General features: G+C 35.0%; 11 protein-coding genes and 1 pseudogene. 2 read left to right on the plus strand and 10 right to left on the minus strand.

The genetic code is table 11. From position 1 onward, the window contains the following. Window positions 1-233 precede the first annotated feature (233 nt). Window positions 234-1,889 (plus strand): annotated as a pseudogene (locus C1A06_RS11840) (glycoside hydrolase family 92 protein); the annotation flags it as partial. Between the two features lie 14 nt (window positions 1,890-1,903). Here C1A06_RS11840 and C1A06_RS11845 read toward each other — a convergent pair. The 9 genes from C1A06_RS11845 to C1A06_RS11885 all read right to left on the minus strand — a co-directional run bounded on the left by C1A06_RS11845 (window position 1,904) and on the right by C1A06_RS11885 (window position 20,477). Next, on the minus strand, window positions 1,904-3,748 hold the full coding sequence (locus C1A06_RS11845) for a hypothetical protein (protein ID WP_101690426.1): 1,845 nt from the start codon (window positions 3,746-3,748) through the stop codon (window positions 1,904-1,906). A gap of 213 nt (window positions 3,749-3,961) precedes the next feature. Further along, entirely contained in the window at window positions 3,962-6,019 is a 2,058-nt protein-coding gene (locus C1A06_RS11850) for a glucosidase family protein (RefSeq protein WP_245872057.1), read from the minus strand. A gap of 26 nt (window positions 6,020-6,045) precedes the next feature. Beyond that, the gene (locus C1A06_RS11855) at window positions 6,046-6,987 is read right to left on the minus strand and encodes an alpha/beta hydrolase (RefSeq protein ID WP_101690427.1); all 942 of its coding nucleotides are present in this window, start codon (window positions 6,985-6,987) and stop codon (window positions 6,046-6,048) included. 113 nt (window positions 6,988-7,100) lie between these two features. Beyond that, on the minus strand, window positions 7,101-8,951 hold the full coding sequence (locus C1A06_RS11860; protein WP_101690428.1) for an alpha-1,3-galactosidase-related protein: 1,851 nt from the start codon (window positions 8,949-8,951) through the stop codon (window positions 7,101-7,103). Window positions 8,952-9,062: 111 nt separating this feature from the next. Then, window positions 9,063-10,190: a sialidase family protein gene (locus C1A06_RS11865; protein WP_101690429.1), complete on the minus strand. Its 1,128-nt coding sequence runs from the start codon at window positions 10,188-10,190 to the stop codon at window positions 9,063-9,065. A gap of 15 nt (window positions 10,191-10,205) precedes the next feature. Further along, complete coding sequence (locus C1A06_RS11870; RefSeq protein WP_101690430.1) at window positions 10,206-11,765, minus strand: RagB/SusD family nutrient uptake outer membrane protein; 1,560 nt, start codon at window positions 11,763-11,765, stop codon at window positions 10,206-10,208. Window positions 11,766-11,776: 11 nt separating this feature from the next. Continuing rightward, window positions 11,777-14,908 (minus strand): SusC/RagA family TonB-linked outer membrane protein, encoded by a 3,132-nt coding sequence (locus C1A06_RS11875; protein ID WP_101690431.1) that lies wholly within the window; start codon window positions 14,906-14,908, stop codon window positions 11,777-11,779. 17 nt (window positions 14,909-14,925) lie between these two features. After that, complete coding sequence (locus tag C1A06_RS11880; RefSeq protein WP_145996398.1) at window positions 14,926-16,176, minus strand: carbohydrate binding domain-containing protein; 1,251 nt, start codon at window positions 16,174-16,176, stop codon at window positions 14,926-14,928. Window positions 16,177-16,364: 188 nt separating this feature from the next. Next, entirely contained in the window at window positions 16,365-20,477 is a 4,113-nt protein-coding gene (locus C1A06_RS11885; RefSeq protein ID WP_101690433.1) for a hybrid sensor histidine kinase/response regulator transcription factor, read from the minus strand. Window positions 20,478-20,842: 365 nt separating this feature from the next. On the opposite strand from C1A06_RS11885, the gene C1A06_RS11890 reads away from it, so the two are divergent. Beyond that, entirely contained in the window at window positions 20,843-22,558 is a 1,716-nt protein-coding gene (locus C1A06_RS11890; protein WP_101690434.1) for a right-handed parallel beta-helix repeat-containing protein, read from the plus strand. Window positions 22,559-23,023: 465 nt separating this feature from the next. Here C1A06_RS11890 and C1A06_RS11895 read toward each other — a convergent pair whose 3' ends face one another. Next, entirely contained in the window at window positions 23,024-25,237 is a 2,214-nt protein-coding gene (locus tag C1A06_RS11895; protein ID WP_185116845.1) for a peptidase domain-containing ABC transporter, read from the minus strand. Window positions 25,238-25,239: the final 2 nt, after the last annotated feature.

Here is a 25,239-nt window from a genome sequence, read left to right on the forward strand (position 1 = left end):
TCGATACATGTGTATAATTTGTTGTCTATCCACCATTTTAATCATTTTATCCTCTGTGTTTTAATCATACACAAAGGAATTTATAATGTGAGTATTTGTTAATAAAATAAAGAATCTTAACAATCAAGAAACTGTTAAAACTGATCATTTTACTTCCTCAGGTGGTATACTTTTCAAGTAGATTAGTGGGGTAGTTTTCAAGTATTATTTACAATGATACCGAATATCATCCAGATATTGAAACTTTGCAAGGAACAACAGAAAGTACTCCGAGAGAAAGTTCTGGTTGGACTTATCACGACGCACCTACATCGGGTGTCAGTGCCAAGTATAAAGTCAGAGCAGGTGATCAAATAAAGATAAAAATGGCTATTTCTTATGTGAGTGTTGCCAATGCAAAGGAAAATCTGCTGAATGATTGTAATCACTGGGATTTTGATACTGTAAGAAATAGTTCACAAAAAGAGTGGAATGAATGGCTCGGCAAGATTGATGTAAAAGGAGGTACGGATGCTCAGCGAATTAAATTATATACTGATCTTTGGCATACATTGCTGGGAAGACATAAGCTGGATGATTTCAATGGTCAATATCCCGATTATACTCAGGGTGGCGAAAGAAGAGGATCGCATACCTATGGGGTACAACTGAAAGTAAGGCAATTACTTAAAGATAAATTAGGCAAATCGATTCATCATATGTATAACTCCGATGCCCTTTGGTTGAGTCAATGGAACTTGAATACACTATGGGGACTAGCCTACCCTTCCGTACTAGATGACTTTGCTGCATCTTTTATTCAATACGATACAAATGGAGGTTTGTTGCCACGCGGGCCAAATGCTGGTGGATATTCTTACATTATGACTGGTTGTCCTGCAACCTCACTCATTACGAGTGCCTATCAAAGAGGTATTACAAAGAAATGGAATCCGACTATTGGCTATAACGCCATGAAGAGAAATCATGCTAAAGGAGGAATGTTAGCTTTAGATATGGATAAAGAACTGGACTTTTATATAAAAAATGGATATTGTCCCGATCAGGCAGGCTTAACTATCCAATGGGCCTTCGAAGATTGGGCTTTAGCCGAAATGGCATTAAAAATGAAAAAGCCTAGTGATTATCAATATTTTCATAAAAGATCATCAGGATGGCATCATTCTTTTAATAAAGACCTGAAACTTATCTTACCTAAAAGAGAGGACGGGACTTGGCTGCATACCAATCCACTGGATGGTTATGGATATGTTGAAGCCAATGCTTGGCAAGCAACATTTGGGCTTTCACATGATATACCCCAATTAGCTACACTGATGGGAGGACAAGATAGTTTGTGTCATATGCTGAATCATGCATTCGAAGAAGCAATCCCTAGTGATTTTGTTTATGGTTACGGAGGCGGGTATATAAGTTATGCAAATCAGCCTGGATGCTCAAATGCTCATGTATTTTCTCATGCTGGTAAACCATGGTTAACCCAATATTGGGTTCGTCGTGTCAAAGAACAAGCTCATGGAGCAATTACACCCAACAAAGGATATGGTGGACATGACGAAGATCAGGGACAAATGGGGGGAATCAGTACACTAATGGCAATAGGCCTCTTTAGTTTGGATGGAGGATCAAAAAGCAATCCGACTTATGATATTACAAGTCCTGTTTTTGATGAAGTAACCATTAAGCTTGACCCTACCTATTATAAAGGAGTTGAATTTAAAATCAAAACACATAACAATTCGAAAGAGAATTGCTACATACAACGCGCACTCTTAAATGGAAGAGAATACAATTCCTATCAACTTCTACACTCAGACTTCATAGAGGGAGGGATCTTAGAATTATGGCTGGGTAATACACCCAACAAAAATTGGGGTATTAAAAATTAATGATATATAGAATCTTATTGAATATCAACACAATTCAATTCCTTTATAACAAAATCACTTCGTTTTTTAGTTTTAACGTCTGATTCTTTCATATTCTCTATCAGGATATTTCTTGTAGTATATGCTTCATCAATCCGATTTTCACCAATCACAACTTGCCGGCAACCATTCAATAAAAATGCAGATTTCTGCCACGTATAAGGCTTGTAATCATCTGTTTTGATTATTTTGTTATCAATAAAATATAATCCATCGACAGAAATAGCCCTTACCAGAGGAGCATCGAAAACTTTGAAAATATTATTCGATATATTAATATTCTTATGGTAAGTTTTATCATCTATTGTTCGTGGCACATACGATGGAGTGATAGTTATTATAGCTTCACCCCATTCACTACGAGAGCCACTCTTATTCCCCGATGTCAAGCAATTGTCAAATATATTATTCCTAATCAGAACATTATTATTGGCTCCTGCTTCATACCAATAATCAAAATCTCCTTCAAGCAAAATAGCAGCACCTGCCGATGCAAAATAATTATCTTCTATGATAACATCTTTCGGAGTCGTGACAAGTATTCCTCTTGCTCTATTTCGTTTTAATACCTTACAATTACGAATTTCTAAACTTGCACTCCATGTTTTACATTCGATAAAATCTCCACCCTGAATATTCTTCGGTATAGGTTTAGCAAAAGTGAGTAAATAATCTCCCCCTTTTTCGTCAGTTAAAGAGTCCTTCTTTATTACTTTATTAACCTCTCCACGTTGAGCATCGTCTAGTTGGATGAACCAGTATTCATCGCCAACGGTTACAGACATTCCATTACCTTTACCATTAGAAGCAACTCTCAAAGTATAATCATCTACGACATCAGTTATCTTAACATTAGTTCCATGTACATTTATAAAATCATCTGCCTGTCCAGTATGCGCACAATTTTGGACTAGAATAGTTCCTGCACATTCAGCAAAATGAGAAGCATCAGCTACAGAGCTGAAATATCGACCTTTTTCGTCATTAACTATCACTGATGCATTATCCATTGTTATATTTTCTGTGCGATATCCCAAGAATGCATTGCCCAAACTATGATATAATTTGATATCCTTTAGCAAAATATCTTTACTATGAGTCATCACAATACCATTTGCAAAATAACGCACATGAAAGAGAGTTACAACCATCTTATTGGGATCCGGTTTTATAGCAGGTTTTCCGTAAAAACGGATAACACCTTTACTTATTTCTTCTGCAGGTTGTTCAAATATATCACCTAGAGTAGAATCCCATGTATTGTACGCTATCTCTTTACTATCTTTGTCATACAATGTAGAATACATCGTTATAATAGGTAATTCCCACCCTTCACCAATAAAAAGGACTTTTCCATTTGTCACCTTATAAGGATAATTATCCTTATCTACTTCAATATCGAGATAGTTATCCTGAGCATTAATAATTTCAGCTTGCGATATCATCGGATGGTCCCAATCTACAGAAAAGTTTTTTAATATTATATCCTGACAATTATGGACAGACATTATTTCCATCTTACCATGATAAATGAATTCAGAATCGTTACCATCTAAGGTAAAACCAGTAAGTCCCTCAAAATTTATACCAATTGTTGCTTTTTGCTTAAGAATATTCTTTTCTTTTAATTGACCTTTATCTGGATAAAGGTCATATCTACCTTTAGGGAAAGTAAGAGTTCTTATCCTTTGCTCTTTACAGACTTCCAAGGCTTTTATAATGTAAGGACGAGCATCTTCTCCTGTATTAGGTAGAAGTCCAAACTCACTTATTGATATAAATGTTCTTTTCTGACAAGACAAGCTTGTACCTATAAACATCGTCATCAAGATTAGAGCACAAAAATTTCGCAATTTTAATTGATAAATATTTCTCATACAATAGTTAATCTTCAAAGAAGTACCCCTTTGAACTCTCCCAATTATAAAATACCAAACATATACCTTTCTCTGGCTAACAACATTAACCTGCCTTTTCTAGTTGACAGGTAATGTCATTAGATAAAGTTCAAATTCCACCTCCACTTTTTAGAGTTAGTGAAGTACTACTTTTATAGTATTTCCTGCGTGTATACGGAATTGTTGCGTTTTTCTACCTTTCTGAGTTATATTGACCTGCAAACGTCCATCAGAAATACGCTGTACAATAATATCGAAATCTGAATCAAACGCTTTAATATGTTTTAAAGAAGCTTGATCCCATTTTGTTGGGAGTGATGGAGTCAGATCGAATGAGCGGAGTCCTGTAGGACGAAGTCCAAATAAGCCTTCAGTAATAACTCTACAGTAAAGACCACTCTCGGCCGATAGATGTCTTTGTTCACCTTCGGGCCATGCTTCAATAGGGTATGGAACATGGTCTCCCAACAAACGTCGTTCTGAATAGTGATGTAAAAACTCAGTAGCACGATCTGTCTGTCCTGCAATGTAGATACCTCGTAAGGAGTATAAAGTTGATCGATCCCAGAAAGTTGTACTTCCTTGCTCTGTTAACAGTCCTTCTTCAGTCATTAATTCTGGACCTAAAAGAGCTTGTACTGTCCCTTCTGTTCTACCTTTCAATCCTGCGATGAGTGGCATACATATCCATGAACGCAATTTCGTATTTCCATCGTAGTATCGATATGTTTCATATCCTCCAACATTCGCACCAAAGTAATTTTCAATAGCTTTTGCCAATACCTCTGACTGTTGCTTATACTCCTGTATTTTTTTTGTAGACTTTCCAAGTTCTTGAGCTAAATATATTGTTGAACGGAGTGCATCATAATAGAGTGTTGAGGTACAAAGATTTGCCTTACCTGCAGGGAAACGTCCTTCCAGTTCATCGGTATCTGAAGCAACTACACCCTCAGGAAGGAGTTGTCGACGACAGTATTCAAGACACCATTCAATAAGTGGCCATAACTCTTCAGCTTCAGCTCTCACTCCTCTACTCAGGGCATAACGTGCAGCTCCGTACGCTATCATCGAAGCGTCGCCACGATCTCCAGCTCCATTCCAAATATCGTCGCCCTCAGCAATGATAGAACTTGGTATTGCCTTGTAATCTGGGCTCATAAAACGGGCAAAGTGACGGAAAGAGTTTAATGCCGATTCGTTTCCGATATCATATCCTAAGAAAGGGAAAAATGGATTGACATATTCGGCTTGGTCATTAGCCCATATGGCAGCATAGTAACATTCTCCTCCAGGAGCATGCATATATCCTCCTCGAGTACGGAATATACTCTCTGATGCACGGAATTTAGCATAACGAAATTCGGTATTAATAATCGGATCTGGAGTTTCCAAAATTAACGATCCTCCAACATCCTGACGTGCGAACTCCATACGAGAAGCGTATTCCTTTGCAACATCTGGCCACTGAGGCTCCTCTCCATCTCGGTATGCCTGCAAAACAGCATCAAATACAATCGAGTCATTAGGTTGCAAACGGTGATTTCCAGTTCCCAAAAGATCTGCACGCAACACATATGCCTGTTCTACAGGGCTTTTTGCCGGATCGGTTGTAATGACTTGCGAAAATTCAGGAATTGTAACCTCAAATGGTTTCGAACTGATATTTCGGATTATGTAACGCTCACAAACAACCGGCAATGTTCGAGACGGAAAAATAGTCCGAACCATTTCTATAACCGGGTCGGGATCTTCGGAATATGATGATCCTGCTCCAACCGAATTGAAGCCCCATATACTTTGCACAGTAAGTGCTCCATCAATAGCCACAGTCTTAACTTTTTCGAATTGTAAGGCTGAGGCATTGAATCCAACTGGATTAGTATTGATAGCCAGCATAGATGCAAAATCGGTAGCAAAGCGACTCATTAGACTGGCGTGCGTATCATTTGGAAGTACACGTAACATGGGAAACACTAATGAGCGTTCAGCATGAAAAGCTCCTTTTTTATCTACACCCCACCGGAGGATTACCGAAGTCTGCTCACCACTCATTTCGATGTGATCGTTGTGAGGCAAATCACCACTCGGATGCCAGACAATTCCTCCTCCAGCATCTATTTGCCAACGTTGGGCTGAGACTGTGAGTATGGATGTGACGAACATAATTATAAATAATAAATTTTTCAACATATTTTTTAGATTAAAGTGTTTGACAATCATTCAAAATAACTCTCTATAAAAGTACGTACACGCTCTGTATAGGCTTCTGGCTGATCAAGATAAGCAGCACCATGATCCACATCTGGAAGAATCCACAATTCTTTTTCTCCAGGTTTGGCTTCGTATAGACGATGTACCATCTCTACTGGCAACAAAGAATCCTTCTCGCCATGAATAAAGAGCATTGGAAGATTACAGTTGCTCATACAGTTAAGAGGCGAAGCCTCAGCAAAGCTCCATCCATAGAGAATTTGACACCACATATCACCAAGGTTGAATAATGGGAATTTCAGATATTTCAAATCTTCGTTCCACGAGACAGAAAAAGCATCCTTAACCGAGGTGTATCCACAATCTTCAATCGCACATCGTACTGTTGATGGTAATTTTGAATCTCCTGCTGCAATCATAGTCGTAGCTCCACCCATCGAGATTCCTTGAATAACGATTTGCGTATTTCCTCCAAAGATTTCATCAGCAATTTCTATCCATCGAATCACTTCGTGTCGTTCTGCCCACCCCATATAAGTAGCTCCACCTTCGCTTTCACCATGCCCTCTTAGATCAGGAAGGAGAACATTTAAACCTAGATCATGATTGAACATGTAACCTATCATAAGCATTGATAATCCCGACCCCTGATAACCATGTAAAATTACTGCTGTTCGATTAGTTGGTTCAGCTGCTGCAATCCAACGTGCATACAATCGTTCATTCTTATCGTTCAAGATCGTCGTATCACGTAATGCACCATAAACTTGAATTGAGTCGAGCCATTCTGTAATTTGCGGATACGAATGTCCCATACTTTCATAAGTAGCCTTATCACGAGGTGGATGCAGCGCAATATAACAAAGCCGATAGCTCCAGAATAAAGCAATGACTAACAATATAACAGCTACTGCTCCACCCCAATATAATATTCGTTTTTTAACCATGTTTATTTTATTTATAAATACAGATGTCTTGCAAAAATTTACATCTCAAATACACAATTTGAAAACATAAGTTTGTTATAACTACACAGAGAACTATTTACCACATATAGCCACTAGTTTTCGTAAAAATATTTATTTGTATTATTCTGAATCTCTATTTTTTCAACATCATTTCCTCCCACATTTTTACATTCTGTAATGCTAAATGAGAAATCGGGTTTCCACTTACTAAAATCATTATTGTCAATAATAATATGATTACAATATTGAGCATCAATGACAGATAAACTTGGGAATATAGCTGAATGAGTTTTTGAGTCTATAAACTGATTGCCTTTAATGATCAAGCTATCAACACTAAGTGCGTATATCACCTGATTATCGAAAGTCTTTATAACATTATTCTCGAAAATAACTTTACCATGGAATATCCCATCGGCTCTATTATCTTTAGGGATAACCGGATCAATCTGAAGAATAGCTTGTGGATTATGCCCACCTTTGCCTAAATCTTCGAATGTATTGTTTTTTATTGTGACATCACTAACACGACCAGACTCGAACCAATAATTAGCATCTCCGCAAATACGAATTCCTGCCATCATGGATGCAAAATAATTATTTTCGATATTTACTCTACCTGAAGTAGATATTAGTAAACTTCTTGCCCTATTGTATCTGACTGAACAATTGGAAATTTCCACATCAGGGTAATATGAAATATTATCGACAGCAACCGATAAATTCTGATAAGCAGTCAAATCTTGATCCACTTCTAGTACATAATGATTTTCGTCGATTTGCTCTAGTTTTTTTATGACAGATTTCGACAAAGGCATTAAATTAGCCCTATTGAGAAATAAAATACTATCGCCGGGTTTACCCAAACTGAAGCCTTCTTGTTGAAAATGTCCAAACGAAAGTGCCACTTTGTTTTTTCCCAGATGTTCTGTTACACACATATATGTACCATGTATATTTGTAGCATCGTCAAGCATGCTCTCGAATATACAGTTATTTAGTTTAACAAGACCACTGCAATTTACAAAATGAGTTGCATCAGCAGAAGCAGAAAGCATTTTACCTGAACCATTATGCACTTTTACCTTATACGAATCAAGCGTTATATTTTCAGATTTTTCTGCAATTAGAGCCATCGCTCCAGCTCTAAATACAGTAACATTTGTCAGATTAATATTAGCTGATTCTTGAATAGCAAATCCAGGAACTTCTCTATTCTTGCCATGAGGCCCTTTATCCGTATATATTGCCCCAACAGGTGGTACATCCACCGATGCTACACCCGATAAGCGTACTACTCCTTCTGCAACCTCATGTGCTGTAACCTCATGTGAATTTCCTATCTCGTACTTCGAGGTAAAATATATTGGAGAACGAGTTTCACAATCAAATACGATGTTCTCACCCAAACCTATCTCCCAATCATAACCTTTGAAGAATAGTTTATTGTCTTCTATTTTGTAAGGTGTATCATCATCTATTTTAAGATCAAAACTCATTTTCTCCTTATCGTTAGCAATAACAGTACCTTCAAGCACAAAAGGATAATCGTAATCTATTTTTATATTCTCAATACTTATATTCTCGCTTTCATAGAGAAAAAATGGGACTAATTTTCCATGAAACATGAAACTTGTATTTTCAGTACCTTCTATCGTCACATTCTTCATATTTTGAATAGGGAAAACTATTCGTTTAAGTCCATTATCATTATTGGATATAGCCAAATACTTTTCATATGCCTTTTCAGGATAAAATTTATATGAGCCATCGCCAAATTTTATTTTGATATTACCTTTAGGATTGGACTTTAGAATATCCCATATCAATGGAGTATAGTCCTCTACATCTTCAGAGAAAGGTACTTCGACTGTTTTTTCTGATTGAGGCGAAGCACATCCTATCAGAAGAACTGTAAATATGAATAATATTATAATTCTCATTTTATTATTTTTATACAAAGGGGTTGTCTAGCTGGGACAACCCCTTTTTATCATTAAACTTGTATCTCTACATTCAATTTATTGAAACTTTATTACGTAGATATAGTTACACTATTTATAAGTAATTGTTCTATAAGCGAAATCTCTAATTCCTAAATTATTTTGATTTGATCCGTAATAAATCTTAACTATAACAGCTCCTTCCAAATCCCCTTTGCTGCTTATCAGATTAGGGTAAGTTGCAGGTTCTTCCTTGTCAGTTATACTTATAGGCTTTTCCCAGTTCAGACCATCTTCACTAGTGGACATATATATGGCTTGTCCCCAACTAGAATAAACCATTACCCATCGCTTAAGATAACTATTCCACATCACAGACGGATTTGCCCCAGCAATAGAAGATAAACCTTCTATCTTGTGATCAACCCCTCCCAATCCGGTGGCAGCATCAAATCCTGAGATAGCAAAATCACTTCCATTCCATTTCTTCCAAGAACCAGAGACACCATCATTTGCATCAGATGCAGCCATACAGATTTTAAAGTCTTCATCTTCGATATGAGCTGAGTAATAACAGATAAATTTACCTAACTCTTTATTATAGACAACACAACCATCACCTAGACCACTCCATGTAGGAGTAGTTGGTTTTGGAAAATTCACATTCAGTATTTTCTCTCCCGAAGTCCACGTCTTTCCATTATCAGAAGAATAAGCTACCCCTACGCTTTTATAAGCTATTCCATCACCCGGCCAATGGCTTTCGGCATGAAAGAAACCGGCTAAACGTCCATCAGCCAATTTATGCACTCCTATAAACCATGAACCTCCATCATTAAATCCGGCTATATCACTAATACCTTGTCCGAATACTCTGTTAGCTTCTGTTACTTGTGATATATGATCTTCTGGATAAGGAGTATCAGCTTCTGTGCGATAACTATACTTCTCACCCCAAAAGCAAATATATTTACCACTTGTATCATCTTTTATTATAGATAATTTACCATCAGGCCAGTAACCCTTCATATCTGCATCCACTTGATTTATAATACTTTTATCAGATAATGTAAATTGATCCCATTCTCCGACTTTATTAGGATTATAATTATCATCCGGATCAGGAATTATAGTGCTCTGACTATTGTCGTATTTAGTATCCAACCCAAGGTCTTTGTCACATGAATAAAATGTGATCGTTGCGGCCACTAATAACATTCTAGATAATATATGTTTCATAACTTTAATTTTAAATTATTTCCACAAAGGATTCTGTGTTATTTTACCATTTGACGTATCTATGACATCCTGAGGTACAGGCAATACAATATGCTTTGCTTTGAAATTTACGGCTTGCTGAGTATGTTCTAAAGTTTGCTCATATTTGCTAAGCGACTTAACGGCTTTTTCAAGTTTTCCAAATCTAACAAGGTCGAACCAACGATGTCCTTCGAAACAGAGTTCAAAACTTCTTTCTTGTAAAACAGCATCCATAAATTTATCATATTCCATGGTTGGTAAATCGACACTAGCATTAGGTGTGTTAATATCAACTCCAAAACCACGTCGTCTTACTTTATTGAGATTCTCCAAACCTTCGGATGTCGGATTTTGACCTGCTCTAGCCGAAGCTTCGGCTTGCATAAGAAGTACATCTGCATAACGTGTTATAGGAAAGTTTATCGGATTGGACCAATTGACCCATGTACTACCTCTGTCTGCCTCATTCAATGGGTGTCTAAATTTATAAACGAAGAAATTATTTTCGAGAACAGAAGGAGTTCTATCCACAACTAATTCATCGCCTTGAAGAATATATCTGAAGTCTGCTATACTATTACGTCTGTTATCTTTAGAATCAAATTTTTCATAAAATTCTTGACATGTTCTTACCTTTTGCCAATACAAGTCATACGGTGTCGAAATACCATCCACTGTACCAACTTGTCCCCCATAATGAGTTGCATCTTCAGTATTTGAGAAATCAACATCAAATATGTATTCTGAGCTATATTCATTACTTGCATCGAAGAGGCTAAAATAATTATCAACTAAATTAAATAAGCCACTATTTATGACTCTTGAAGTAGCTTGTTCTGCCAGACTAGCTGCATTAGGATCGTTCAACGGTTCACCGGCCATTTGTAAATATGCTTTAGCCAGTAAAGTTGTGGCAGCATACTTGTGAGCACGTCCATTTGTATTGGTTACGGGAAGTAATTCTTCAGCTTTTTTGAAATCATTTATTATCTGTTCATACACTTGTTCCAACGAAGCTTTTTCTGTATTAAGAGTACTTACATCCACCACTTCATGTAAAACAAGAGGTATTTCGCCAAAATATCTTACTAAGGTGAAATAAAAGAATCCTCGTAAAAAATAAGTTTCTCCCAATATCCTATTTTTATCTGTTTCCGACAATTTGACATTACTTGTTTCGTATCTATCAAGAATAGTATTGGCACGTGAAATTCCAACATATTGGACAAACCATGTTCGTGATACAATGTAATTATCTGGAGTATAGGTATAATTGGATATCTGTTGGTCATAATCTCCATATATAATATAGCATTCATCGGTACCAACCCTTCCCAAATACAATAGTCCTTCGAAATAATTTCCCCATCGATGTCCGGCATCCCATTCTGCCGATGTTAGTGTATTATAAACGCCTGTCAATGCCATCTCAAAATCCTCTTTTGTTTTAAAGAAATTTGATGTTGAGATATTACTTTTAACTGGTGTATCCAAAAAATCATCACAAGACCAAAAGCTAAAAGCGGCTAAAAGAATCAATATATATTTTTTCATCTTATTCTTATTTAAAAAGTGATATTAAAACCTCCTGTAAATATTCTTGCTTTAGGAAAAACTCCATAATCAAAACCTGAGGTAAGAGCTCCGGACATATTCTCTGCTTTTTGTGAACCTGTAATTTCAGGATCATAGCCCGAATATTTGGTAAATGTGTAAATATTATCAGCTGCTACATATATCTTAACATTTTTCACAAATCCTATTTTATTTAGTACTTTAGAAGGAATAGAATATGTTAATCGAGCTGTTTTAAATCTAAGGAATGATGCATCTTCAACAAAGGCCGATGATATAGTACCGAATAGCATATCGGAGTATTGTGTACTTGTCGGATTATCCGGCGTCCATCTATCTTTGAAAAATCTCATTTGATTATATTGCGTAGAGCCAAAGCGTGCTGCTTGCACATAATTCGCATTATATACATCATTGCCGTATGAATACTGAAAAACAAGATCCAAATTGAAGTTTTTCCATCGCAGCCCTGTACTAAATGCTCCAAAGAAATCAGGAAGGGTGTTACCTATTACTGTTCTGTCATCCGATGTTATGTTGCCATCCTCTGATATATCTTTATATTTAATCCAACCAGGCTTCTCTCCTATTCCTGCAATAGCTACATTCTCTTTAGCTGTCCCATCATTATAGAAGTCATTTGCTCCATATACACCTTCAGCCTGATAACCATATATTTCACCAATAGAACCTCCTTCTCGTAAAATTATTGCCTGCTGTCCTTGAGATCCCGACAAATAACTTATTCCGAGATATATAGGAGCTCCATTTTGCCCTAGTTCTTTGATCTTAGAAATGTTCTTTGAGAAGTTCAGATTAAATGTCAAACCTAAATCTTTTTTATCAATAATCACAGTGTTCAAACTGAGTTCGATACCACGATTATTTAACTTCCCTATATTTCCCCATGCCTTATCAAAACCTGAAATATTCAGAACTGGAGCTTCAAGCAACAGATCATTCGTTGTTTTATCATATAAATCGGCTGTCAAAGCTAAACGATTATTGAATAATCCAACTTCAAGCCCAATATTCCATTCTCGTGTTTTTTCCCATTTCAGATTCTCGTTTGCCAAACTAGCGGGCGATTGTCCCACCGATATAGAATTATTGAAACTATAGTTTGTCGCATACAATTGAGAATAAGCTCCTGTAGTAGGGACATTTGAGTTACCGACTTCACCTAAACTTAATCGAAGCTTAAGATTTGATATTTCATCTATTTTCTTGATGAAATCTTCTTCCATTATGTTATAAGCTAAAGCACCCGAATAAAAATTACCCCATTTGTTATTTACAAAAGCTGATGTACCATCTCTACGCATAGTAGCTGTTGCTAGATATTTCCCTTTATAAGAGTAATTTACACGACCGATAAATGATAAATATTTAGTTTCTCCAACACTTGTGTAAGTCTTAAAATTTTTTGCCATCTGGGCATTATCGTACCCTAGAGATTCGTTATCGAATGAAGAGAACTCGCTTCTTGAATAGTTACTTTTCCAACCCTGTTCTGTAACACCGCCTAAGATATTTAAGCTATGACCACCTTCGAATTTAGGCATCCATGTTATAGTATTTTCGTTAATCCAACTATCATTATTGATATTAGATACTATACCCAATCCATTATAAAATTTACCTGTAGGCGTTGATTTAGGATAAAATTGTTTTTGATTTAAATTATATGTATTATATCCTCCTGTAATTTTCAAAATTAAGTTATCAAGTATTTTGTATTCCGCATAGGCATTAAAAGTTGTATTTTCCATTACTTTGTTCATGTCTATACTTCTAACCATATTTAATGGATTATCACGATAACCAGCTAAGTCACTATCAATAGTACCTTGATCAACTCCAGCTCTTCTGAAGTAGGCTTGTGTCGTTTCGTCTAGAATAAAAGGACGAGCCAGTATTGTACCGATGATCGTACCGATTGCAGAGCCATCTCCTCCTCCTGTAGGTACTCCTTTATCACTCACTCTATTGTAGTATATATCGGCTCCAACTTTAAGCTTACTTGATATCGAATGATCTACACCCATCTTTGCCGTAAATTTTTTCCAGTCTGTTTCTTTTATGATAGATTGATTTTGCATGAAAGATGATGATATCATGAAGTTTGTCTTTTCCGTCGAGTTTTGCATCGACAATGAATGGTTTTGAATGAAACCTGTACGATACACTTCATCTTGCCAATCGACTGAACGTATATTAGGATCAAAGTTGTGCATTTCTCCAGTCTTCTGATTAACGAACATACCATTATTCGGACTAGTCAAAGCCTGAAACTCGGCATATTCTTGGAAGTTCATCACATCGTATTTACGAGGTAGATTCTGAGAACTATAATATGAGTTATATTGAATTCTAGCTCCACTACCTATCCCCTTTTTAGTCGTGATCAGAATGACACCATTTGAGCCTCTATTGCCATAAATAGCTGTAGCTGAAGCATCTTTAAGGACCTCTATTGACGCAATATCATCAGGATTTATAAGAGAGAAAGCGCTACTACCTCCACCTTTATCATCCATTCCACCACCTGCACTAGTACTATTTTCGAATAAAGGGAAACCATCAACAACAATCAAAGGTTGTGTAGAGCCGGTCAAAGAGTTTGCTCCACGTATAAGAATATTAGAAGAGCTACCTGGTTGTCCGCTACCTGATTGGACCATCAAACCAGCTACACTTCCCGATAAAGCATCATCGAGCGATGAAAGAACACTATTTTCTAAGTCTTCTGAACGGATCGATGAAACCGAACCAGTAAAATCCCTTTTACGAGTAACTCCATATCCAACAACTACCACTTCATCAAGTCCGACAACATCCTCTTTCATTACCACTTTAAGGTGTGTACCGTTACCTACCTTAATACGCTCTGGTTTAAATCCCATCATTGAGAATTGAAGTATACTTTCTTTTCCTAGTACATTTATACGAAATGCACCATCAATATCTGTAACTGCATTTGTCTTTTCGCCAACAGCTACCACTACTACTCCAGGTATGCTTATTCCTGTTTCATCCAAAACCACACCTGTTATTTCTGTTTGGGCATACGTTGCTATGCTCAAAAGTAAAAGGCATAATGCTATTATATGTTTTTTCATATTTTTAGTTATAAATATTATTCTTCAATAAGGTTTATCATTATTCCATCAATATATATCGATCTGGGCTGATCGGATTCAATAGCAAAGGATGGGAATACGTTTAATAATCTATTTGGAAGCGATACTCCAATTAGATCTTTGTCTCCAACGGTAAATTCATATTTAAACTCTTTCCAACTAGTTGTAATAGGTATATTTTCAGCATATAAAAGGACAGTTTCGTTTTGTACCTCAAATGGTATTTCAGGGAAATAGTCAACCCAATTATTTCCAGCATGAGCTCCTAATAATTCATTCCATGACCATTCTGGTAAATTATTCATAACAAATACCTGCTTAAGAAGAAAATTAGCATCTGCCTTCATCCAAAATTTGAATTCGTATTTTTTACCTTTCTCAAGTTGCGCATTATTAATCCAATTATCACGAGTAAAGAACTGCCAATGTTCATTCGCTTTATTATATTTTATTTCCAAACAATTAGCCGAACCATTGGCACCACCTGAAACACGCACAGCTTTGCCATTTCCTACTTCGTCTACACCTGCAGAGCCATTCCAGACAGTCCATTTTCCGATACTTTTACCTGCATCGAAATTCCAGCTATCCATATCCGCCTTAGTATATGCAACAAGCATCGGATAATTACCTATATAAAGGTCTTTGTTCAACCTGACAGATGCCCCATCTGTTTCGCGATAAATCTTAACGGAAGCTTTAACAGGTCCCTCTTTAGCAAATCTGATAATAGGATTGGTTTCGATAGATGTGGATGGATTCCCATTTTCGAACTTCCACTCAATAGAAGAATAACTTCCCTCGATTTCCAAAGAAAACTGAATATCTTCATCTAGTGGTAAGCATCCTAATGGAGTCAATTTCTCAATATTTATTACTGCAACTAATGGCTCCTTAACTTCCAATTCCATTGTTTGACTTTCAGTGGTTCCATTATCATATACTAGGTTTAGTGTCCATTTTTTTTTACCAGGTTTGGTAAATCGGACACTAACTACCGGATCATTCGATGTTGCAGGATCACCATCTTCAAATTCCCAAATTCTGGATTTCACACCTAATGATAAGTCCGTAAAAATAAAAGGTGCATTTTGCATAGCAACATCATCCTCAAGTTCGACTTTCAACTCGCGTATATCACTGCGCCATTCTTGGTCCTCATCATTACACGATGTTATGAAAAAACAAACAAATAGGAGCACAAAGATTGCACTCTCTTTTAAGCGTATTTTACTTACATTTTTCATATTTGTAAAAGATTTTAATATATACGGAACAAACATACGAGATGATTGATACAAAGCTAAGATCGGAAACGTTCAAAAACTAAAAACAAGTCAAAAAAGCAGATATACCAAATCGTTCAAAAAATTGCATTTTTTGAATTTCAAGCATTATATAGCCTCTTACAGTGTTCTATAAGGGCTAGCATATTTTATTCAGATTTATTTTCGAGACCGTATTGCTTTGGCGTACATCCAAATTCTTCCTTAAATACTTTGGCGAAATACGAAGCATTATTAAACCCAACTTGAAGCATTATATCAGTTATAGAATAGTTATCCTGCTTTAGGATTTGAGCAGCTCTTTTAAGCCGGATACTACGAATAAAATGTACTGGAGATAGTCCTGTATATGACTTAATTTTCCGATAAAGTTGAGGACGGCTAACACCAACTTTTTCACACAATTCTTCAACTCCAAAATAGACATCTTGCATATTTTCTTCAATAGTATCAATACATTTTTTCAATAGTTTCTCATCATATGATGAAATAGTTATTTCAGATGGTTCAAGATTGATTTGTGATTTAAATATTTCCCTGCGCATACTCTGCGCTTTAATAAGATTATCTACTCTGGTTTTAAATAGTTTCAGGCTAAAAGGCTTCGTGACATAAGCATCGGCTCCAATCGCATAACCTTCTATCTTATGCGATTGCATAGTACGAGCGGTCAACAACAAGACAGCAATATGTGACGTAGAAGTATTTTCTTTAATTTTTTCACAAAGCTCTATCCCTGTCATTTCGGGCATCATTACATCACTTATTATCAAATCAGGTTGTTCAGCTATAGCTATTTCATAAGCTTCAAGCCCATTTGCGGCCTGTAGAATATTATATTGAGGCTGTAATATACTTGCCACATACTTCCTAAATTCATCGTTATCATCAGCCAATAAGACACTTGCTTCTTTATCATATACTAAAGAACTGGCTTTTTCCTCTAAATTCTCAAATTCATGTTTCATAGAAAACTCATCTGTAATAAAAGAAGATAAGCTTTGAGGCTCTTTGATTGTTATCTCAGCGGAATTATAATGATCTTTCCCTTTTTTCAGTTTTACGTAGAAAGTAGTTTTAACTCCCGGTTCAGACTCAACCCATACTTGCCCCTTATGTTGATCAATTATATACTTAACTAATGATAATCCAATGCCCGTTCCTCCATTAAGAGAGTTGTTACTTTGGTAAAAAGGTTCAAATATTTTTTCAGTATCTGAGGCGTCTATCCCTTTTCCATTATCAGTTACCGAAAAATATACTGATGTTTCATCGTCCCAACATTTAAAATCTATTTTCCCATTTTCGGGAGCATAATTTGCTGCATTAATAAGTATATTCGATAGAACTTTTTCTATCTTATCGCTATCAACATAAAGATTTATGCGATCTTTTGAAAAGTCACTCCTGATAATAACTCCTTTATTTTCAACATAAGATGCAAAAAGAATAAGTATTTCTTTCATAGCAGGTACAATGTCAACTTCTGAAATAGTGATCGTCATCGCACTTTTTTCATATTTTCTGAAATCTAGAATCTGTTCTACTAGTTTTACTAATCGCAAAACACTTTGATTTATAATATTTAGTCTCCAACGCGTTTTTTGCCCGATATTTGGACTATCTAATAATTCTTCTACGGGGGCAGATATGAGAGCCAAAGGTGTTTTTAGCTCATGTGATATATTTGTAAAAAACTGCAATTTGTTATCATAATCTTTCTGCTGTTTCTCACGTAGACTTCTTTCCATCTCTAAGCTAAGTTTCTGTCTAGCCTTTTTCAACGTAGATAATCTGATAAAATATAAAAACAAAAGAAACAATAAGAAATAACTGAAATATGCCCATTTTGTTTCCCAAAAAGGAGGTGTAATTTCGACTTCTAGAGTAGCTGGTATTTCAGCCCATACTCCATCGCTATTTGCACCATAAACTACAAAGCGATATGTACCATGTCTCAGATTCGTGTATACAGCTTGGGGGTTACTTCCATCCGTATAATACCATTGCTCGTCAAATCCTTCCAGTTTATATTTATATTCGTTGTTGTGCGGAGAGGCATAATGCAGTAATGAGAACTTAAATGTTATGCTATTATTCTTATGAGAGAGTGTGATGTGATTTGTCTCTGCTAATGATTTCGAAAGCACGATGTCTCCATTGATGGTGTCATTAATTCCAACTCTATGCTCGAATATAGACAGCCCTGTAAAAAGAATCTGAGAAGTAACAGTATTATCTTTAAGGCTATCGGGATAAAATATGTTGAATCCTTTATTCCCGCCGAAAATCATCTCTCCATTTTTCAATTTACATGCAGCCCAAATTTTGAAAGAATTGCTCTGAAGATTATCTTTAGTATTATATACTTTAATCGTATTGCTATCCGGATTAAATTTAGTTATTCCCCGTCCTCCGATCCAAAAATTTCCATGATTATCTTCCAGGAGAGATTCTAGTTCATTATCTACAAAATTACAATTGCTATTATCATAAGAAATGAAGCTAGGTATAGTATCATCAAATCGACCATTCACCATCTGATAAAGTCCACTACCTAAAGTAGCAATCCACAGTCGCCCTTTGGAATCAGAATGAATTACTGAAATAAAATCTTTATTTTTATCCTTGTCTCTAAACTTTAGTTTTTCGATTTGCCTGATTTTAACTCCAATATCTTCGAAAGTCAACTTATTGAGTCCTTTTCTTGTCCCAATCCAAATAGTTTTTACTTCACTTTCCGTATCAGCATATATATCCGTCACAAAATTATCCGTAATGGAATTACCATTAAAGGGTTCATGACTATAATGGATAAAGTTTCCCCGATAATAGTTATCTACTGAAGGAATGTAGTGATAGACTCCGTTGGACGTACTAAGCCAGATATGAGAGTCACGATCCGAATGAATCTTATAGATACTTATGTCTAAACTTGAGAATTCGGGATATATGTTAATAAAATTAACGTTTTGAAGAGACATTATATTATGAGTTTCTTTAGGAGACAGATAATATAAACCTTTCCATGTACCAATCCACATGGCTCCATTTCTATCCTGATAAAATGCCGAAATATCTTCAGGCCTTATATTCATTTTCTTCGAATCTATTAAATTGATTCTTCGCCCTGTCTTACGATCTAATATTTCTATTCCTCGACCTCTAGTCCCAATCCACAACAAATTGTTTCGATCCTCAATAAATGTTATAGTTTTAGTATAAGTTACCCTGCCTTCGACTCTATTTTCAATAGTATAATATTTTATCGGTTTACTAGCTAGATTCATTTTAAAAGCTCCATCCCCAATCGATCCGATCCACAGTATTCCAGATCTATCTTCAAATAATGATTTGATCTCATTATTTGTAATATAGTTTGGAACTGAGATATCCGCTTGAAATGTCTGAATAATCTGAAGATCTCTATTTAGAAAACATAAACCATTATTACGGGTCCCAATCCATATATTCCCTTTCGAATCTTCTATTGCGGAAAGAGCTTCTTGATCGGAAATATAACTAACTTCATCTCTATCTGGATCGTATTTAAATAATCCATTCTTGGTTCCTAACAGAATATCGTTTGTCGAAGATCTCTTCAGAATAGTATGTACATAGTTTTTTATTTTATCTGAATGAAATGGCATACATTCTCCTGTTTTTGTATTCAATTGTAAGGCTCCATTACCGGTTCCAAGCAGCAATGTTTCACTATTCAGAGCACATCCTGATGTTATTCTTTTGTCATTACAAGATGGATAAAATGACTTGAAACTAATCTTATTCGGCCCATCTTGTACAACTTTAGATATGCCATTATTCGTACAAGCCCATATATTTTGTTGCAAATCTTCAAAAAGGTGAAGTATCGTATTTGAAGATATTGTTGTCTTATCTTCATATTGATGTAAGTATGACTGGAAAGAATCGGTAGCTGAATTATAAATATTAAGGCCTCCTGTTTCGGTACCTATGTATAATAAAGAATCCTTCCCTGCATAAAGACATTGAATTCTATTATTACTTAATTTAGAATTGTCAATTCGGTAAATTTTAATTTCATTACCATCATACTTACAAAGTCCATTATAGGTAGCAAACCAAATAAAACCTATTTGATCTTGAGTTATATCTGTGACATCACTATGAGATAGTCCTTTATCAACAGATAAATTCGCAAAAACAGCATAATTTACATTGGACAACAATAAATAATTTGTTATGAATAGAATAACAATACAAAGTGCTCCCTTTTTCATGGAAATAGCATCGATTTTTAATTAATTATACAAGATTACATAAAATTAAGGACAATTCAGATAAAATACTAACTGAAACAGCTATTATATGAAATAAGTAAGATTGTTTTATAAACACATATGAAGATTATTATTCATTTTTCGAATATTCTTTCACATAAAATAGACTTCCAAAGAGGAAATATAAAACAATTTAACTATGTTTGGAATGTAAAGTACATAAGTTGTAATGGTAAGCTCCAAATTCTAAAGCCATATAATACGATAACTCCGGAGATTTCAATAAGTTGTTTCTTCATGTCATGAAAGTATACTCTTAATAAAAATTTTCTTTTTTAATAATAACAATAATAAGTAGAAGAATAATGTGTAATAAACAGTATAGATACATATTAATTTACCTCATTTTTTCGGTCTTTTTATCTGCTACAGTAGTAAAAGCGCAGAATAGTAAAATATTTAATATAAAAGAATATGGAGCGATACCAAATGATGGTATCGATGATTCCCATTCATTTATAAAAGCTCTAAACGAGTGCAGAAAGAATCCCGGAGCAACGCTCATTATCCCTCCAGGGAACTATAATTACAGAAATGACAAAGCTTTAGAGTATGAATACAAAGCTATAAGTGGTCAATATGGAGAGGATGTTCAAGGGTACTTTTTTAAGCCAAATGGTGAATATGTGATTGCTTTAGACTTAGATAGGTTTAATAATATAACAATAGAAGCCGAAGGTGCAACCCTTATACAAGAAGGCTGGTATGAGGCTATTTCAATAACTAATGCTAGTAATGTTACTATAAAAGGCCTTAAACTAATGCATAAGAGGACTCCATTTACTGAAGGAAAAATCATACAATCTACGCCTACCTACTTTGATATGAAAGTAGACACAGTTAATTATCCCTACTTTACAGATATAGCTACAGGAAGAGTCCACTTCTTTGACACAACAAGACAACGTGTATATGCTGGAGGTTGGCATGAAAAAAAAGAACTGTTAACTGATAAACAAACAATTAGAGTTTATTCGAATATTAATCCTAGAGTTGGGGATATTTGCATTCTTAGACATTGTGGACATAATAGAGCAGGAGTATTAATAAAAGAATCTTCAAATATTCTTTTAGAGAATATAGTTATCCATAGTCAGCCAGGAATGGGCGTTGTAGGACATAGATCAGAAAATATTACGATGAAGAATCTACAGGTTATACCAAGTCCTGGAAATGTAACATCTACAAATACTGATGCCACTCATTTTACGAGTTGTAAAGGGAGAATATTGTTTGACGGATGTAAATTTGGAGGACAAGGTGACGATTGTACAAACATTCACAATTACTATTGGAGTATTTATAAAGAAAAAGAAAATAACAAGATACGATTGACTGTCGAAAATGCAGATTTACACGCATTATCTTTAGATTATCCAGATGTTGGAGATGTCATAGCACTTGTTGACAACAAAAGTTTAAGCCCAATAGAACACTATATTGTAGAGGGAGTTGAAATATCAGTAAATGATTGGGAAGTAATTGTAACCCTTGATAAAGCGTTTGTTTCTGATCCGAAAGAATACTATATGATTAATTTGACTCGTCAACCTTCAGTGGAAATACTGAATAGTACTGTTCGAAGTCATATGGCAAGAGCCTTTTTAATAAAGACAAGTAATGTGCGAATTGCGGGTAATGTAGTGCAAGCTAGTAGTGGTTCGGCAATACAATTAGGAGCAGAGGCTGGATGGAGAGAAGGTAATCCTGTTACAAATATACTTATTGAGAATAATTGGTTTATTGATTGTGGTTATGGGCATGGGAGTCAAAAGGGAAGTACAATAAGTGCAGAGATAAATGGTCTAAAAGTGCGTCCTGATCAGTTGAATAAAAATATTACAATAAGGAATAATGTCATTCGGGCATTAGGAGAAAGTGCTATATATATATCTGGCACAGAAGACATCACAGTAATCAACAATGAAATATCAGGGAGTTCTAGAGCTGTTGTTGTGGAAAACTCTAGCGATATAATTGTTGCGAACAACGGAGTCCTACCAGTAGAAATTAAAGAGTAAATCTAATAGTGCTATCCTAAATTTCGAATAAGTGAAATCAATAACTAGTTTTCAAGATTTAAAGCTTATTAAAAGTGATAAACCATCATTTAAAATCATTGATTTTTATAAGAAAGTCCTTTCAATTAGAATTAGATACTCAAACCTATTTTAATATTACTTTGAATAAATGCCATGATTCAATTGATAATCTTAATTATATATAAATGATTTTATAAGTATTGTACAACTTGCAAAAAAAAAATGTTACTTTACATTGAGAAATCATCTGCAAAATGACGAATTAGAATTAAGGTGAAATAGGTGGAGTTTGTAAAAGATTACCTTTAAAGGCTCTGAATAAGTGTCCATTATAAAAGGAGTTTGAGCCCCTCCGAGGTCACTTGATAATCAAATGTTTAGACATACATCTAAACATTTTCCATTTTTTAGAACATGCAATTTGCATGCAACTATAAAAACGCATCAACAACCTAACTCTAATTGATTTCGGACAAGTTGGAAATAAGCGCCTCGCTTTCTTATTAAAATATCATGATTTCCTTCTTCAATGACAGTCCCATTCTCTAACACAATTATTTTATCTGCGTTTTGAACAGTGCTTAAACGATGTGCTACAACTACAACTGTTTTACCTACATAAAATCGATTTAGATTATTCATAATAACTTTTTCATTATTAGCATCCAAGGCATTTGTTGCTTCATCAAAAAAAAGATAATCAGGATTCTTATAAACAGCTCTAGCAATCAATATACGTTGTCGTTGCCCCAAACTAACACCATTGCCATCAAATCCAATTTTAGTATTTAGTTTCAATGGTAGAGATTCTATAAAATCACGAATATTTGCGACGTCAATAGCTTTAGATAGCTTTTCCGGATCAACATCCTCTACACCAATAGCAATATTGTTAGCTATAGTATCTGAAAAAATATAACCATCTTGCATAACCGCTCCTATTCGACTTCTCCACAGACGAGGGCTAATATCATCTAAAGAAACATTTCCTACTCTAATTATCCCGTTCAATGGTTTATAAAAGCCTAAAAGAAGTTTGACCAATGTTGTTTTTCCACTTCCACTAGCTCCCACTATAGCTGTTACTTTATTCTTTGGGATTTCTATATTAATTGCTTGAAGAGCGTAGTTTCGATGAGCACCATCATAGCTAAAGTATAGATTATTTAACTGAATTGAGTTAACAGTTGGCATTTTTGATATTTTATTTAAAGACAGCTGTTCTTCGTCTTCTTTGCTATGGATTTCATCCAGTCTTTCCAAACTTATATTAGCATCTTGCGCTGATTGAATAAAATTTATTGCCTGAGCAATAGGACCTGATAACAATCCTATGATATAACTTATAGCCATCATCATTCCTAAGGTCATACTACCTTCTATAACTGAACGTGCTGATATAAATGTTATAATTAGAGAGGTCGTATGACTAAAAAAGACAGATCCAAGTTGCTGATACTGCCCTAGTGTTAAACTTTTTATATTTATATCAAATAATTTCAACTGTATTTTTTTCCATTTCTGAAGCTGTTGGCTTTCGCAATTATTAAGCTTAATCTCCTGCATACCGCTCACTATTTGGATTAAACTACTTCGTTCTGAAGCTGCTTGTGCAAATCGAATTATATCTAATTTGCGACGATATCTAACAAATAGCAAAATCCACAATATATACAATAGATTTCCAACAATAAAAATTACTAAAATCGTAAAATTATAATAAGCTAAGATTACAGAGAAAACAATAAAGGTTACAATTGAATATAGTGTCATTAAAGTTGAGCCAGTTAAAAAGGATTTAACTCGATCATTATCTTCAATTCGTTGCATTATATCTCCTATATTTTTTGTATCAAAAAAACGCAATGGTAATTTTATTAATTTTTGCAAAAAATCAGATATTAAAGATATACTAACATAGCTATTGACTTTTAAGGTTATTCTATTTCGAATAAACTCGAATGTTAACTGGGTAGCAAAAACTACTAACTGAGCTATTAAAATCAAGGTGATTAAATTGAGATCACGATTACCAATCCCTCTATCGACTACAGCTTGAGTAAGGAAAGGGAGCATAAAGGAAAAAAGTCCACCAATAAGAAGAGTTATAACCAGTAAAATAAGCTGAGGCTTATAAGATCTTATATATTTAAATATACCGGATAAAGCCACTCCCTTACTCTTCTTTGGGATTTTGTTTGTATAGAAATTAGGGGTTGGCTCCAATAATAGTGCAGCACCTTTACTTTCATTTTTCCAATGTTTTCCAATCCAACACTCTAGAAACTTAGATTTTTCCAATATATATTTTTCTCCTAGTGGATCAGATATTTTAACAAAAGTTCTGTTTCTTTTCTTCTTTATAATACTATAGCACACTACAAAATGCTCTTGATTCCAATGAATTATGCATGGCAATTTCACATGATTTGCTAACTGACTAAAGTTTATATGGACTCCTTGAGTACTAAAACCTATATCTTTAGCCGCATCTGCAATACCTAACATAGACACTCCTTCTCGCGTTAAGAAAGATCTGTCTCGTAAATACTGGATTGAATAATCCCGTCCATAATACTTTGATATTATTTTCAAACACACAGGACCACAGTCCATCTCATCCAACTGTGTATAATTGGGGAATTTTCTCATATGCATCC

It is taken from the genome of Dysgonomonas massiliensis, assembly GCF_900240225.1.
GTDB classification, from domain to species: Bacteria; Bacteroidota; Bacteroidia; order Bacteroidales; family Dysgonomonadaceae; genus Dysgonomonas; species Dysgonomonas massiliensis.

Excerpts from the sequence above, each read along its gene's own strand:
- C1A06_RS11860 (WP_101690428.1), bottom strand. The coding sequence starts at position 8,951 with ATGAGAATTATAATATTATTCATATTTACAGTTCTTCTGATAGGATGT.
- C1A06_RS11885 (WP_101690433.1), bottom strand. The coding sequence starts at position 20,477 with ATGAAAAAGGGAGCACTTTGTATTGTTATTCTATTCATAACAAATTAT.
- C1A06_RS11870 (WP_101690430.1), bottom strand. The coding sequence starts at position 11,765 with ATGAAAAAATATATATTGATTCTTTTAGCCGCTTTTAGCTTTTGGTCT.
- C1A06_RS11845 (WP_101690426.1), bottom strand. The coding sequence starts at position 3,748 with ATGTTTATAGGTACAAGCTTGTCTTGTCAGAAAAGAACATTTATATCA.
- C1A06_RS11855 (WP_101690427.1), bottom strand. The coding sequence starts at position 6,987 with ATGGTTAAAAAACGAATATTATATTGGGGTGGAGCAGTAGCTGTTATA.
- C1A06_RS11895 (WP_185116845.1), bottom strand. The coding sequence starts at position 25,237 with ATGCATATGAGAAAATTCCCCAATTATACACAGTTGGATGAGATGGAC.
- C1A06_RS11850 (WP_245872057.1), bottom strand. The coding sequence starts at position 6,019 with ATGTTGAAAAATTTATTATTTATAATTATGTTCGTCACATCCATACTC.
- C1A06_RS11865 (WP_101690429.1), bottom strand. The coding sequence starts at position 10,190 with ATGAAACATATATTATCTAGAATGTTATTAGTGGCCGCAACGATCACA.
- C1A06_RS11875 (WP_101690431.1), bottom strand. The coding sequence starts at position 14,908 with ATGAAAAAACATATAATAGCATTATGCCTTTTACTTTTGAGCATAGCA.
- C1A06_RS11880 (WP_145996398.1), bottom strand. The coding sequence starts at position 16,176 with ATGAAAAATGTAAGTAAAATACGCTTAAAAGAGAGTGCAATCTTTGTG.
- C1A06_RS11890 (WP_101690434.1), top strand. The coding sequence starts at position 20,843 with ATGTGTAATAAACAGTATAGATACATATTAATTTACCTCATTTTTTCG.